The sequence below is a fragment of the Croceitalea sp. P059 genome, from assembly GCF_031846365.1.
Classification (GTDB): domain Bacteria; phylum Bacteroidota; class Bacteroidia; order Flavobacteriales; family Flavobacteriaceae; genus Croceitalea; species Croceitalea vernalis.
Genome location: NZ_JAVRHW010000002.1, coordinates 459,619 through 475,287, shown reverse-complemented (window position 1 = coordinate 475,287; position 15,669 = coordinate 459,619). Strand labels below are relative to the sequence as shown.

12 protein-coding genes are annotated in these 15,669 nt (G+C 35.0%); 7 read left to right on the top strand and 5 right to left on the bottom strand.

What is annotated here, in order from left to right:
* Position 1 precedes the first annotated feature (1 nt).
* The 4 genes from RM542_RS08445 (at position 2) to RM542_RS08430 (ending at position 4,348) form a co-directional block, all read left to right on the top strand.
* Positions 2-583 carry a class I SAM-dependent methyltransferase gene (locus RM542_RS08445; RefSeq protein WP_311385303.1) on the top strand — a complete coding sequence of 194 codons (582 nt, stop codon included), beginning with the start codon at positions 2-4 and terminating at the stop codon, positions 581-583.
* A gap of 5 nt (positions 584-588) precedes the next feature.
* Positions 589-1,119 (top strand): acetolactate synthase small subunit, encoded by a 531-nt coding sequence (gene ilvN / locus RM542_RS08440; RefSeq protein WP_311385302.1) that lies wholly within the window; start codon positions 589-591, stop codon positions 1,117-1,119.
* Positions 1,120-1,229: 110 nt separating this feature from the next.
* Positions 1,230-2,705, top strand: coding sequence for a ketol-acid reductoisomerase (gene ilvC / locus RM542_RS08435; RefSeq protein WP_311385301.1), 1,476 nt, complete (start codon positions 1,230-1,232; stop codon positions 2,703-2,705).
* 53 nt (positions 2,706-2,758) lie between these two features.
* Entirely contained in the window at positions 2,759-4,348 is a 1,590-nt protein-coding gene (locus RM542_RS08430) for an NADP-dependent glyceraldehyde-3-phosphate dehydrogenase (RefSeq protein ID WP_311385300.1), read from the top strand.
* Between the two features lie 60 nt (positions 4,349-4,408).
* On the opposite strand, the gene leuB is transcribed toward RM542_RS08430, so the two are convergent.
* From leuB to leuC, 4 genes are read right to left on the bottom strand one after another with little or no spacing between them, the layout of a single operon-like run.
* Positions 4,409-5,467, bottom strand: coding sequence for a 3-isopropylmalate dehydrogenase (gene leuB / locus RM542_RS08425; RefSeq protein ID WP_311385299.1), 1,059 nt, complete (start codon positions 5,465-5,467; stop codon positions 4,409-4,411).
* Between the two features lie 20 nt (positions 5,468-5,487).
* Positions 5,488-7,002 (bottom strand): alpha-isopropylmalate synthase regulatory domain-containing protein, encoded by a 1,515-nt coding sequence (locus tag RM542_RS08420; RefSeq protein ID WP_311385298.1) that lies wholly within the window; start codon positions 7,000-7,002, stop codon positions 5,488-5,490.
* A gap of 9 nt (positions 7,003-7,011) precedes the next feature.
* Complete coding sequence (gene leuD, locus RM542_RS08415; RefSeq protein WP_311385297.1) at positions 7,012-7,608, bottom strand: 3-isopropylmalate dehydratase small subunit; 597 nt, start codon at positions 7,606-7,608, stop codon at positions 7,012-7,014.
* A 32-nt stretch (positions 7,609-7,640) separates the two neighbouring features.
* Positions 7,641-9,050, bottom strand: coding sequence for a 3-isopropylmalate dehydratase large subunit (leuC, locus tag RM542_RS08410; protein ID WP_311385296.1), 1,410 nt, complete (start codon positions 9,048-9,050; stop codon positions 7,641-7,643).
* 188 nt (positions 9,051-9,238) lie between these two features.
* On the opposite strand from leuC, the gene RM542_RS08405 reads away from it, so the two are divergent.
* A complete protein-coding gene (locus RM542_RS08405) occupies positions 9,239-10,492 on the top strand; it encodes a hypothetical protein (protein WP_311385295.1) in 1,254 nt (417 codons plus the stop codon).
* Positions 10,493-10,544: 52 nt separating this feature from the next.
* Here the strand turns inward: RM542_RS08405 and recG are convergent, their stop codons facing one another.
* Positions 10,545-12,650, bottom strand: a complete 2,106-nt coding sequence (gene recG, locus RM542_RS08400; protein WP_311385294.1) for an ATP-dependent DNA helicase RecG — start codon at positions 12,648-12,650, stop codon at positions 10,545-10,547.
* A gap of 94 nt (positions 12,651-12,744) precedes the next feature.
* Here recG and RM542_RS08395 point away from each other — a divergent pair, with 94 nt between their 5' ends.
* Together RM542_RS08395 and RM542_RS08390 are read left to right on the top strand one after the other, a co-directional pair.
* A complete protein-coding gene (locus tag RM542_RS08395) occupies positions 12,745-14,754 on the top strand; it encodes a M1 family metallopeptidase (RefSeq protein WP_311385293.1) in 2,010 nt (669 codons plus the stop codon).
* A complete protein-coding gene (locus RM542_RS08390; protein WP_311385292.1) occupies positions 14,751-15,665 on the top strand; it encodes a patatin-like phospholipase family protein in 915 nt (304 codons plus the stop codon). The genes RM542_RS08395 and RM542_RS08390 overlap by 4 nt, the downstream gene beginning before the upstream one ends.
* The last annotated feature ends 4 nt before the right edge of the window (positions 15,666-15,669 follow it).

Sequence of the window (15,669 nt, the reverse complement as noted above, 5' to 3'; positions counted from 1 at the left end):
AATGAACGATTCGAATATTCAAGACATTCCGATTATACATCATAAGATAGCTCAAAAATCCAAAGAAATTGGATTTACGATGCCTTCAGATTTATTTATTGGAACACTATTGAAAACACTAATATCTAGTAAGCCAAAAGGGCACTTTTTGGAGTTGGGTACTGGTATTGGTCTTTCTTTATCGTGGATGATTGATGGAATGGATTCGGAATCAAGTTTAATTACTGTTGATAATGACCCAGAATTGATAACCATTGCCAATCAATATTTTGGAAATGATAATCGAGTTAAAATTAGTTGTGAGGACGGTAGTGATTGGATTCAGAATTATAAGGATTCAAAATTTGATTTGATTTTTGCTGATGCCTGGCCTGGAAAGTACAGTGAGCTAGATGAAGTATTAGATTTAATAAAACTCGGAGGTTTTTATGTTATTGATGATATGACTGCCCAACCTAATTGGCCTGAAGGTCATGATAAAAATGTAGAAAAACTTGTTTCATATTTAGAAGAACGACAAGACTTTAATATTACTAAAATGAATTGGTCAACTGGTGTGATAATAGCAGTTAGAATAAAATAAAGCGTATGGAAAAAGAATGGTTTACCATATCGGTTTATTCTGAAAATAATGTTGGATTACTTAACAGAATATCTGGTATTTTCTTAAAAAGACATATTAATATTGAGAGTTTAAATGTTTCAAAATCTGAGATAGATGAAGTCTCTAAATTTACTATTGTAGTAAATACAACAGAGAAGTGGGTGCATAATATTGTTGGGCAGCTAGAAAAGCAAATAGAGGTGATAAAAGCATTTTATCATACTGATGATGAAACCATTTATCAAGAATCTGCTTTATTTAAAATCAACTCAGATTTACTGTTTGATGAAAGACAAATTCAAAATATTATTAAAGAAAGTAATTCACAAATAGTCACGGTAGCCAGAGAATTTTTTGTTCTTGCAAAGTCAGGTCGAAGACACGAAATTGACGAGATGCACGACCAATTAAAACCATTTGGCATTATGCAGTTTGTTCGTTCAGGACGTATTTCTGTAACTAAAGATGAAATGAAAATAACAGCAATGTTGAAAGAATTTCATTTGACGAATTAATTGATAAATAACCTTTCAGCAGATTTCTGTTTAGAAAGTTCAAATAAATAGATAGAACATAAATACATTTCCATCTTGCGGTGGAGAAAAAAAATTTAAATTTTTAATAAATGGCAAATTACTTTAACACATTAGCATTAAGAGACAAATTGACCCAATTGGGCAAATGTAGATTCATGGAATCTTCTGAGTTTTCAGATGGTGTTAGTGCATTAAAAGGAAAGAAAATTGTAATAATTGGTTGTGGAGCTCAAGGTCTTAATCAAGGTCTAAATATGCGTGATTCTGGTTTAGATATTTCATATACACTTAGAGAAGCAGCGATTAAAGAGCAACGACAATCATTTAAAAATGCTTCTGAAAACAATTTCAATGTTGGAACCTATGAAGAGCTTATCCCTAATGCCGATGTGGTAATTAATTTGACTCCTGATAAACAACATACTAATGTAGTTAGCACTGTGATGCCAATGATGAAAAAAGGTGCAACACTTTCTTACTCTCATGGCTTTAATATTGTTGAGGAAGGTATGCAAATCCGGGAAGACCTTACGGTTATTATGGTAGCACCTAAATGTCCAGGTTCTGAGGTTAGAGAAGAGTATAAAAGAGGATTTGGGGTGCCTACATTAATTGCTGTACACCCAGATAATGACCCTCAAGGTCATGGTTTAGCCCAAGCAAAAGCCTATGCTGCTGGAACAGGTGGCCATAGGGCAGGTGTTTTAGAGTCTTCTTTTGTAGCTGAAGTTAAGTCTGATTTAATGGGAGAACAAACAATCCTTTGTGGATTGTTACAAACAGGATCTATTCTTTGCTTTGATAAAATGATTGAGAAGGGAATTGATGCTGGATATGCTTCTAAATTAATTCAATATGGATGGGAGACCATTACAGAGGGAATGAAATACGGAGGTATTACCAATATGTTTGACAGATTAAGTAATCCAGCGAAAATAAAAGCATTTGAATTAGCAGAAGAGTTAAAGGATATTATGCGTCCATTATTTCAAAAACATATGGATGATATCATGACCGGTCATTTCTCAAAAACAATGATGGAAGATTGGGCTAATGACGATAAAAACCTGCACTCATGGAGGGCTGCAACTGGAGAAACGGCATTTGAAAAGACGCCAGCAGGTAAAATGGAGATTTCAGAGCAAGAGTTTTACGACAATGGCGTATTGATGATCGCTATGGTTAGAGCAGGGGTTGAGTTGGCATTTGAGTCAATGACGGAATCAGGAATTATAGCTGAATCTGCCTACTATGAATCATTACATGAGACACCTCTTATTGCTAATACCATAGCAAGAAAGAAATTATTTGAAATGAATCGGGTTATTTCTGACACTGCCGAATATGGTTGTTATTTATTTGATCATGCTTGTAAACCCTTATTAACTGACTTTATGAAAACAGTTGATACGGATATTATAGGTACGCCGTATACCTCAAGTGAGGGTAATGGAGTAGACAATGCTAAATTGATAGCTATAAACAAAGAACTAAGAGAACATCCGGTTGAAATTGTCGGAACGAGATTGCGAGAATCGATGACTGCAATGAAACCGATTGTTTAACGACTAAATCCCTAAGTAATTAGGGATTTTTTGTTCCATTAAAATTAAAAACAATGAGCACTAGAGAAAACATACCAGAAGAATTCCAAATAAAAGAAACTATTGATCAAAGACATTATTTAGTCAATGGTCAATTGAAATCATGGTCAGGTAATTCAACAGCGGTGTATTCTACAATTTCTTCTACAGATGATTACAAGCCAACACTTTTAGGTAATATACCAGATATGGGCGAACCAGAAGCTATAGATGCTTTAGAAGCTGCTTTAAATGCATATGACAAAGGAAAAGGTATATGGCCCACGATGAAAGTCAAAGATCGTGTAGAGTGCATGGAAAACTTTGTCAAGCAAATGGAGACAAAACGAGAAGAGATTGTAAAACTATTGATGTGGGAAATTGGCAAATCACTTCCTGATTCACAAAAAGAATTTGACAGAACGGTTGAATATATTTATGATACTATAGAGGACTATAAACAACTAGATCGGGATGCAGCAAAATTTCATAAATCGGGTGATGTTTATGCTCATATTAGAAGAGGACCACTCGGCGTTGTTTTATGTCTCGGTCCTTATAACTACCCACTGAATGAAACGTTTGCATTATTGATTCCGGCAATTATAATGGGGAATACAACCATTTTTAAACCTGCAAAGTATGGAGTACTATTGATTACTCCTTTGTTAGAAGCTTTTCAGTCTTGTTTTCCAAAAGGAGTAGTGAATATTCTATTTGGAAGAGGTAGAGCTGTGGCAGCACCAATTATGCAAACTGGGAAGGTTGATGTTTTAGCTTTAATAGGAAACAGTAAATCTGCAAATGCCTTGCAAGAGCAGCATCCAAAAAGTAACCGACTACGACTGGTGTTAGGGTTAGAGGCTAAAAACCCAGCAATTATTTTACCAGATGCCGATTTAGACCTTACGATTAATGAAGTGATAGCGGGTACCACTTCTTTTAATGGACAGCGATGTACTGCATTAAAAGTAGTTTATGTTCATGATGATATTAAGGAAGAGTTTTTAAAACGTTTCTCGGCTAAAGTAGATGCAATGAAGTTTGGAAATCCTTGGGATGATGGCGCAAAATTAACACCACTGCCAGAGCCAGGAAAACCGGCTTACATTCAGGAACTCTTAGATGATGCTTTAGCTAAAGGAGCTAGTGTTCAAAATGAAAAAGGAGGGGAGCATTCTGATAATTATATTTGGCCTGCCGTCTTATATCCGGTTTCAAAGGATATGCGAGTATATGAGGAAGAGCAATTTGGACCCATCATTCCGGTACTTTCGTTTTCTGACATTTCAGAGCCGCTCGACGATATGGCGGAATCTAATTACGGGCAGCAAGTAAGTCTTTTTGGAAAAGATGTGTACAGTCTTTCTCCACTTATTGATACACTAGCAAATTTGGTTTGTAGAGTAAATTTGAACAGCTCATGCCAACGTGGACCGGATGTTTATCCTTTCACTGGACGGAAAGATTCTGCCCAAGCGACCCTAAGCGTTCATGATGCTTTACGTTCATTTTCAATAAGAACCTTTGTGGCTTTTAAAGATAATGAGTTAAATAACGAAACGATTGAGCAGTTATTAGAAGCTAAAGTGAGCAACTTTTTAAGTACAGATTATATATTATAATAGTTTAAATAAAAAACCCTGTGAATTTCACAGGGTTTTTTATTTGTAAGCGGTTTAATCTTACATATTTTTAGCCAACCAATCTCCAACTTCACTTGTTTTATAAGCTTTGCCTCCTTCAGCTAAATCTTCAGTAACATAGCCTTCCGCCAATGATTTATTGACAACATCTCTTATGGCTTTGGCCTCGTCGTGTAAATTAAAAGCTGTCTCAAACATCATTGCAGCTGATAAAACAGTTGCTAATGGATTTGCAATGTCTTTACCTGCAGCTTGTGGGTAAGAACCATGTATAGGTTCAAATAATGATGTTTTTTCTCCTAAAGATGCGGAAGGCATTAATCCCATTGAACCTGATATAACTGAAGCCTCATCAGTAAGAATATCACCGAAAAGGTTTTCTGTAATCAAAACATCATATTCATTGGGCCATTGAACCAAACGCATAGCAACAGCATCAACAAACTCATAAGAAACTTCAACTTCAGGATAGTCTTTTTCCATCGCTTGTACAGTTTCCCTCCACAAACGAGAAGATTCCAATACATTGGCTTTATCTACACAGCAAAGCTTCTTACCCCTCGTCATTGCTGCCTCGAAACCTTTTTTAGCTAAACGCTGAATTTCAAAACGCTGATAGGTCATGGTATCAAATGCAGTATCTCCATTGTCCTTTCTACCTCTTTCGCCAAAGTAAACACCACTTGTCAATTCACGAAAAAACACTAAATCGGTACCTTCGATGCGCTCACGCTTTAGCGGAGATTTATCAATTAATGAAGGAAATGTAAAGGTTGGCCGTACATTGGCGAACAGGCCCAATTTTTGGCGCATTTTTAATAGACCTTGCTCAGGTCGAACCTTTGCAGAAGGGTCATTATCAAAACGAGGGTGACCAATCGCACCAAATAAAACTGCATCCGCAGCCTCGCAAATGGCATGGGTTTCATTCGGATAAGGTTCCCCAACAGCATCAATCGCAGCCGCTCCTGTAAGGGCAGGTTTCCATGAGATTTCATGCTTAAATTTACTCGCTATAGTATCACATACTTTTACAGCTTGATCTATTACTTCTGGTCCTATACCATCTCCTGCCAATAAGGCGATATTCATTTTCATAAAAATGTCTTGAGTGTTATTTAAATTATATTGAGCATCTTTTCAGTTGCTTTAATTGCTGATACTGTTTGGTCAGAGTCTAGACCGGTAGTAACAAAATCATTCTTTGTTGTTTTCCAAGTAATCATAGTTTCACATAAAGCGTCTGAATTACTACCTGGGGGAATTCTAACGGCGTAATCAACCAATTCGGGTAATTTCACCTTTAGTTTACCATATACTTTATGTAAAGCATTCATAAAGGCATCAAACTGCCCATCACCTTGTGCATTTTCTTCATATAGCTTTCCATCAACCTCCATAGATAGGGTAGTGGAAGGTTGTAATCCTTTTGCATGTGTCAACACATAAGACTTAACAAATACCTTTTGTTGAAAAGAACTACTATCTAATACATCAGAAATAATATATGGAAGGTCCTCTTTAGTTACCCGCTCTTTTTTATCACCTAGTTCAATAATACGCGTTGTTACTTTTTTAAGCTCTTCATCATTCAAACTCAATCCTAATTCTTGTAAGTTCTTTTGAATATTTGCTTTACCTGACATTTTACCTAAGGCATATTTACGTTTTCTACCAAAACGTTCAGGCATTAAGTCGCTAAAGTAAAGATTGTGCTTACTATCTCCATCTGCATGAATTCCAGCAGTTTGAGTAAATACATTATCGCCAACTATAGGTTTATTTGCAGGTATTCCGAATCCAGTAAATGCAGAAACAAGTTTGCTCACTTTATAAAGGGAAGATTCGTTTACAGCTGTGGTAACTTCAGGTAAAAAATCATTGATTACAGCAATTGCGCTTGCTAAAGGAGCATTACCCGCACGCTCACCCATGCCGTTTACCGTTAGATGGAGTCCGTGACATCCGGCTTTAACTGCTTCCATTACATTAGCAACACCTAAATCATAGTCATTATGTCCGTGAAAGTCAAAATGAGTATTCGGATATTTCTTTACAATTTTTGTTAGAAATTCAGAAGTTTCTGTATGCGTCAATACCCCTAATGTATCTGGCAATAAGACTCTTTTAATGGGTTGCTCGGTAAGAAAATCAAGAAACTGTAATACATAATCTTGTGAGTTACGCATTCCATTGCTCCAATCTTCAAGGTAAACATTCGTATCAATACCAGATTTATTTCCTAGTTCAATGACCTTAGCAATCTCTGTAAAGTGTTGTTCAGGAGTTTTTTTGAGTTGATGCGTTAAATGATTAAGCGATCCCTTAGTCAGTAAGTTCTGAACTTTAGCACCCGCTTTTTCCATCCATTTGATTGAAGTTCCACCATCAACAAAAGTCAACACTTCAATTTTAGAAATACAATTATTTTCTATTGCCCAGTCCGTAATTTGCTTTACAGCATTGAATTCCCCTTCCGAAACCCTTGCTGAGGCTATTTCAATTCGATCCACTTTAAGTTCACCTAACAAAAGCTTTGCAAGCGTTAGTTTTTCGGAAGCCGTAAAAGATACACCTGAGGTTTGCTCTCCATCCCTAAGGGTGGTATCCATAATTTCAATGGTTCTCGCCATTACTAGAATTTAAAAAGGTCTACTCTCAGCAAAAGTTTTGATGTCTTCTTTTACATTCAACAAATAATCAATGTCATCAAAGCCATTTGTCATGTTGTCTTTTTTGTACTCGTTGATTGCGAAAATTTCTTTTTCACCTGTGGCTAAAATAGTAATAGTTTCTTCTGGCAAATTGACTTCAAGTTCCGTATTAGGTTCCGCTTCGATAGCTTTAAAGATTTTATCAAGAAATTCTGGACTCACCTGAACAGGTAAAACCCCTATATTTAGACAATTCCCTCTAAAAATATCAGCAAAAAAACTTGAAATAACACATCTGAATCCATAATCATAAACCGCCCAAGCAGCGTGTTCACGAGATGAACCTGACCCAAAGTTTTTACCACCAACTAAGATTTTTCCACTATAAATAGGATTATTTAAAACAAACTGTTCTTTAGGTGTATTATCAGCGTTGTATCTCCAATCACGAAACAAATTGTCCCCAAAACCTTTTCTTTCTGTTGCCTTAAGAAAACGTGCAGGAATTATTTGATCCGTGTCAACATTTTCAATTGGTAAAGGAACAGCTGAACTTTTAAGTATATTGAATTTATCGTATGCCATGTTTAAATATTGTAGTTGTTAATTTGAAAGCCTTATGCAGTTTCCATTTCCATTAATTCTCGAGGATCAGTAACTTTACCCGTAACCGCAGCCGCAGCCGCAACTAAAGGACTAGCCAATAAAGTTCTGGCTCCAGGGCCTTGACGGCCTTCAAAATTTCTGTTGGAGGTGCTAACAGCGTACTTGCCAGTAGGAATCTTATCATCATTCATTGCCAAACATGCAGAACAACCAGGCTCGCGTAGCTCAAAACCGGACTCATGTAACACATCAAGAATACCTTCTTCTTTAATCGCATCTTCTACTTTATGAGAACCAGGGACTAACCATGCTGTAACATTATCTGCTTTTTTTCTGCCTTTTACGATAGAGGCAAACGCTCTAAAATCTTCTATTCTACCATTGGTGCAGCTACCTAAGAAAACAAAGTCAATTTGTTTTCCTTTAATGTCTTCACCTTCATTAAAATCCATATATGCTAAGGATTTCTTATAAGTAGCAACGCCACCTTCAAGACTTTCTGCCATTGGTATGCCATTACTAATACCTGTACCCATACCAGGATTGGTACCATAAGTAATCATTGGTTCAATATCAGCGGCATCAAAAGTCAATTCTTTGTCAAATGTGGCATCCTCCTCGGTATACAATGTTTCCCAATAGGTCATTGCTTTGTCCCAAGCTTCTCCTTTAGGTGCAAATTCTTTTCCTTTTACGTACTCAAAAGTCTTTTCATCAGGAGCAATCATTCCACCACGAGCACCCATCTCAATACTCAAGTTACAGACGGTCATACGACCTTCCATACTCATATTTTTAAATACATCGCCAGCATATTCCACAAAATAACCAGTGGCGCCAGAAGTAGTTAATTTTGAAATAATATATAAGGCAACATCTTTTGGAGTTACTGCAAAGTTTAAGTTGCCATTGATATTAATACGCATACTTTTTGGCTTAGGCTGCATGATACATTGCGTAGACAAAACCATTTCAACTTCTGAAGTACCAATACCAAAAGCAATAGCTCCAAAAGCACCATGTGTAGATGTATGCGAGTCTCCACAAACGATGGTAGCACCAGGTAATGTAATACCATTTTCTGGGCCAATTACGTGCACTATACCATTCTTTTCATGACCTAAGCCCCAATAAGGAATACCATGTTCAGCTGCATTTTTTTCTAATGCTTCTAATTGATTTGCAGATAATGGGTCAGCGACTGGTAAGTGTTGATTAATTGTTGGTGTATTATGATCTGCAGTTGCAAAAGTTCTTTCAGGATATAAAACAGGAATATTTCTATTTTTTAAACCTAAAAAAGCAACCGGACTTGTTACTTCATGAACCAAGTGACGGTCAATAAAGAAGACATCTGGGCCATTTTCTATTTTCTTTACTACGTGGGAATCCCAAACCTTATCAAAGAGGGTATTACTCATTATAAAATCTTTTCAATTTTGACTTGCTAAGATAAAAATTGTAGGCCTTTTGAACAGTATGGGGTCTTATAGAAATTACGATGTTCAAATACGAAATAGAAAAATATGACAGTTAACTCAAGGCCTATAGATTTCTTAATATTATTTTAGTATTTTCCACGTTGTACACTAGGTAACTTAGCTATAATATGAGAAAAATTTCAACACTTTTTCTGATTTCACTTTTAATTTCTTGTAGTTCTGATTCAACAGTAACTGAGCCTGAAGTTGAACAACAAACTGATGATGAAATAGTTATTGAAGAAAATGAGGAAGAATCATTTTCATTTCCTTTTTCATTATCAATTGTACTCAAGAATTTCTCTAACCCTTCAATTCGAGAAGGCGAATTTATTTATATTGATTTTATTGAAACAAGAAATAATCCAAGTTTCGAAACAAATTTAACCTCTTTAGCAAGTTTGGATTTGAATGCATCTATTATAGAAAATGGACAAGATAATGTGCTAAGTTTTATTCAAGGTTCAACATTTGAACAACAAGAAATTATTACATACAATTTGGATAATGGGGAAATTTCTTCTGTGTTAAGATCTGATTTATTGATATCCGAAGAAAATTGTATCTCAATCGGTTCGCAATTTAGAGCAAATTCTACAAGTATAATTTCCTTTAATAACGATTACTGTGAGCAGATAGAAGGTATAATTCCAATAATAAGAAACTACACAACTAATGAGAGCGAAATCTTACCTAAAATAGTTGAAGCCAGAATAGGAGATTCTTTTAATCTAAACTGGGCCACTGATACTCACTACTTTTTTCATTTTGATAATCTAGATTCACAAGGTCAGTCTACGGACCAAGATGGTTTGATAGTATATGATTCGAGATCTAATGAAATTATTTATGAGGATAGAACATCAGAAAAAAAAATTCCTATCATAGATAATCAAAATATGATTGTCAAAAAAGGATCTACTCTTTTCGATTTAGTTGATTTAGAAAGTAGACGAACATTATTTTCAAATGAAGTTTCCATTTCGGAAGGATTAATTATTGGTGAAACAATTGGTAATGCCCAAATTTTAGGGAACAAAGTTGGGTTAATGATTTTCAATTTAGAAGAATTAAAGATTTTTCCGGGAATATATGATTTTGAATCGAATAGTTCGATAAGTTTTGATTCCGAAGCCTATAGAGAATATTTCAGAAGTAGTGGTATTCCTGTTCCTAACCCCATAAGACAACCAAAGCAACATATATTTGATATAGAATCTCAAACTTTTGCCGTGTTATACCATGGTTTTACGCAAGGGATTATTCAGGAAGACAATCCTGATTTTATTGGTCTAATCTTTATGAATTTTGAAGGAGAAATTATCTATGAATATGAATTCGAACGAAAACCTTGGTTAGAACAAGTTATGGTTAAAAGATAAATTCATATGTTCATAGGTTTTTTTACTTACTCAAAGAGCATTATCGAATGCTTTAACTAATATATCCCCAAATGGCTTTATCCTTTACTAAAGTGGCGTAAGCCTTTCTTATGACCAAATGTTCATTTTTTTCTAATTTTGGATCTGCCTTTAATAATTGCATCGCATAATAGCGAGCTGATTTTAGAATCTGATTATCTTTAACAATATCTGCTATTTTCAAATTTAAAAGTCCGCTTTGCTGGGTACCCATCAAATCACCAGGGCCACGTAGCTTTAAATCTACTTCGGCAATATCAAAACCATCATTAGTTCGGACCATGGTTTCTAATCGAGTTTTTGCATCGCTTGATAACTTATGACTGGTCATTAATATACAGAAACTTTGTTCAGCTCCACGACCGACTCGTCCGCGAAGCTGATGTAATTGTGATAAACCAAAACGTTCAGCGCTTTCAATAATCATTACCGAAGCATTTGGTACGTTGACACCAACTTCGATAACTGTGGTGGCAACCATTATCTGAGTTTCGCCTTTTACAAAACGTTCCATTTCATAGTCTTTGTCTTGCGGTTTCATTTGACCATGAACAATAGATATTTGAAAATCTGGAAGCGGAAATTCCCTTGCAATACTCTCATAGCCATCCATTAAATCTTTATAATCCATAGCCTCAGACTCTTGAATTAAGGGATATACCACATAAACTTGACGCCCTTTTTTTATTTCATCTTTGATAAATCGAAATACCTTTAGCCTGTTGGCATCGTAACGATGTACCGTTTTGATTGCTTTACGACCTGGAGGTAATTCATCAATTACAGAGATATCTAAATCTCCATAAAGACTCATAGCAAGTGTGCGAGGAATAGGGGTAGCAGTCATTACAAGAATATGGGGAGGAAGGGAATTTTTCCTCCAGAGTTTGGAACGTTGTGCTACTCCAAAACGATGCTGTTCATCTATAACCGCTAAACCTAAGTTTTTGAATTGTACTTTATCTTCTAAAACAGCATGTGTTCCCACCAAAATATTAAGTTCTCCGCTTTCCAATTGTTCATGAATTGTTCTTCGAGCTGATTTTTTAACAGAACCAGTTAAGATTGCAACTGTAATCTCCATATCAGCCAATAGTTCTTTCAAACCATTATAATGTTGATTGGCCAATATTTCCGTAGGTGCCATCAAACAAGCTTGATAATCATTGTCGATTGCTAAAAGCATACACATTAGTGCAACAATTGTTTTTCCTGAGCCCACGTCACCTTGTAACAAACGATTCATCTGAGCACTACTACCCATATCGTTTCTTATTTCTTTGATGACCCTTTTTTGAGCATTGGTTAACTCAAAAGGCAAATGATTTGTAAAGAAAAATTTAAATTTTTCTCCAACTTGGTCAAATGGAAGCCCCTTTATCTTGTGCTTACGAACCGCTTTTTTATTAAGTAATTGCATTTGCACAAAGAATAATTCTTCAAATTTTAAACGGAATTGTGCTCTAGCCAAAAGCTCTTGACTTTTTGGAAAATGGATATTTAATAAGGCATCAGCCCTTGCAATGAGTTTTAATTCTTCAAGCAAGGATTGTGAAAGTGTTTCATCAAAGTCCGCTTTAGTTTCTATAAAAAGTTGTTGAATTAGTTTAGAGATAACTTTATTGGTAATACCTGAATTACTCAATTTTTCTGTTGATGGATAAATAGGTTGCATGCTAATTTTTAGCCCAGCTTGATGTACTTTAAGTAATTCCATTTCAGGATGCGGCATTGAAAAAATACTACCATATCTATTTACTCTTCCAAAAACGACATAAGGTTCGTTAAGCTTAATATTTTCTCGAATCCATTTATGGCTTCTAAACCAAACTAAATCCATTTGACCCGTATCATCAACAAAAGAGGCCACCAAACGCTTTCCTCTTTTTTGTTCTACCGTTTTTAAGTGAACTATTTTTCCTAAGATCTGAACATCCGCACCACTATCTTTTAATTGTCCAATTTTATAGTATTGGGTTTTATCTAAATATCTATTAGGATATAATTGAAGTAGGTCTCCAAAGGTCTCCAAACCTAATTCGACTTTTAAGGTTTCAGCCCGATTAGGACCAACACCTTTTAAGTAAACCAAAGGGGTTTGAAGGAAATTAGGATTCATAGAACTAAAATATGTAATTTGGATTGACTTTTGCTACTTTGCTTTTATGAGGTTTTTCCAGTTTGTATTTATTTTCGTTTTTACATCAACTCTTTTGGCTCAAAAGCAGCCTGATGTGGATTTTACTCATGTTGATGCAGAGATAAAACTCTACTCAGATGGTATTTCTGGTATTGTGAAATATGATTTTATTGTTAACTCGACTATTGATAGTATTTCTTTTGACGCTATCGATATGGAATTCGCCCAATTTTACCTTGATAAGAAAGAAGTTAGCGAGTTTTTAGAATATGATAAAAAGAAACTAACTCTTAAGCTAAAGTTGATTCAAGGAAACTATGTAGTTAAGTTTGGTTTTGCAGCGAAACCTAGACAGACTCTTTATTTTTTAGGATTTGATGATGAAATAAATGATAATCAGCAAATTTGGACCCAAGGCCAAGGGAAATATACAAGCCATTGGCTACCTAGTTTTGATGATATGAATGAAAAGGTTGAATTTGATTTGACCATTTATTCTAATCCAAATTATAATGTCATAGCTAATGGCAGATTAACAAGTTCGAAAATAACTGGTGGCTTGAAAACATGGAAGTTTAATATGAAGAAACCCATGAGCAGCTACTTGGTCGCATTTGTAATTGGAAATTTTGAGAAGAAAGTCATAAAGTCAAATTCGGGGATTCCAATTGAACTGTATTATGAACCAAAAGACAGCTTAAGAGTCGAACCAACGTATCGTTACACTAAACAAATTTTTGATTTTTTAGAGGAAGAGATTGGGTTTCCGTACCCCTGGCAAAATTACAAGCAGGTCCCAGTTCAAGATTTTATGTATGCTGGAATGGAAAATACTGGAACCACCATTTTCTCAAATCAATATATGATTGACTCCACTGCTTTCATAGATAAGAACTATGTTAATGTTAATGCGCATGAACTAGCACACCAATGGTTTGGTAATTTGGTAACAGAAGAAAGTGGCGAGCATCATTGGTTGCATGAAGGTTTTGCAACCTATTATGCGTATTTAGCTGAAAAGCATTTGTTTGGAGATGATCATTTTTACTGGAAGCTTTATGAAACGGCCAAAACCCTTCATAATTTATCTGAAAATGGTGATGGTGAAGCATTAACCAACCCCAATGCCAATAGTCTAACTTTCTATGAAAGAGGTGCTTGGGCTTTGGTAATGCTAAAAGATGAAGTAGGGGAGGAAGCTTTTAAAAATGGCACAAAGGCCTATTTGGAGAAACACCAATTTGAAAATGTGACGATTGCCAATTTTCTAAGTGAATTAGAATCTTCAAGTGGTCAAAATTTATCAGGTTATAGGAAGAAATGGTTAGAATCGGAGGAATTTCCATGGGAAGAAGTAAAAACATATTTGATGACAAAAAGCTCCTCAATTCGCATGTTTTTTATAGAAAAAAATCGGGAGTTAGTATCCTTTGAATTTCTCAAAACCGAAGAACCAATTCAGTATAAATTGAATTTGATAAATGAACATTTTGATAAGTATCTTGAGGCGAATTATATGTTATTACTAAGAAATAAAGAGCCAAAAATTAGGTTAAAAGCTCTTGAACTTCTTGATAATTTGTCAGACCTTCTTAAAGAAGATGCTGAATCTTTATTAAATGATTCCAGTTATTTAACTAGAGAATTATCCTTATACAAACTTTGGACATCTTTCCCAGATGATAGAATTGATTACCTCGAAAAAACGAAAGAGAATATAGGATTACCTAATAAAAATATTCGATTGCTTTGGTTGACCTTGGCCTTAATAACATCGGAATATCAATCTGCTCAGAAACTGGAGTATTACAATGAATTAAATGGTTATACTGCTCCTCATTATCATTTTGAGGTACGTCAAATAGCCTTTCGTTATTTAAGTCAAATCCAAGCATTTAGTGATGAATCGTTAAGGAACCTTATTATTGCAACGAATCATCATGTTTGGCAGTTTAAAAAGTCTTCAAGAAATTTATTGAAACAATTAGCCCAAAATAATGAGATGAAAACACGACTTTTGAATGTTTCTTATTCAATGGCAGAAGAGGAACAGTTTAAACTTAAAAAATTAATAAATCCATGAGGGCATTGGTGATTTCAGGTGGTGGTAGCAAAGGTGCTTTTGCAGGAGGCGTCGCACAATACCTTATTGAAGGATTGGGTAAGGAGTACGATATTTTTGTGGGCACTTCTACTGGTAGTCTTTTGATTTCACATTTAGCATTAGGCAAGCTTGACAAAATCAAGGAAATATATAGTAATGTCAATCAGAAAAGTATTTTTAATAGCTGCCCATTTGTAGTGAAAAAGAAATATGGTATTGATGAAATTTCTATCAATCATTGGAACGTAGTGCGAAATTTTTTTCAGGGTAAAAAAACATTTGGAGAAAGTGAGAATCTTAGAAACCTGATTGAAGAGAGTTTAACTTTTGAAGAGTTTCAGCAATTACAAGCTAATAGTCCCGATGTTGTGATTACAGTTTCTAATTTATCTCTAAATCAAGTAGAGTATAAATCAATAAAGGAATGTGATTATGATGATTTCTGTGATTGGATCTGGGTTTCTGCCAATTATATACCCTTTATGAGTTTGGTTCGAAAAAATGGTTGTGAATATGCAGATGGCGGATTAGGCAGTATAGTGCCTATCGAAGAAGCAATTAGAAGAGGAGCAACCGAAGTTGATGTTGTCGTATTGCATACTGAGGTAAATTATATGAATAGAGTACCATCTAGAAATCCTTTTGAGCTTTTGACCAGTATGTTGAGTTTTATTTTAGATAGAATTGAACACCAAAACATTAGGATTGGCAAATTAGTGGCAAATCAAAAAAACGCTATAATTAACCTCTACTATACACCAACAATATTAACTGTTAATTCCCTGATTTTCAATAAGAAAAAAATGACGCTTTGGTGGAAAAAAGGGTATCTCTATGCTAAGAATAAAAATATAGAGAGTATGCCAATCATTCCTGATTTAAAAGAATAATCTA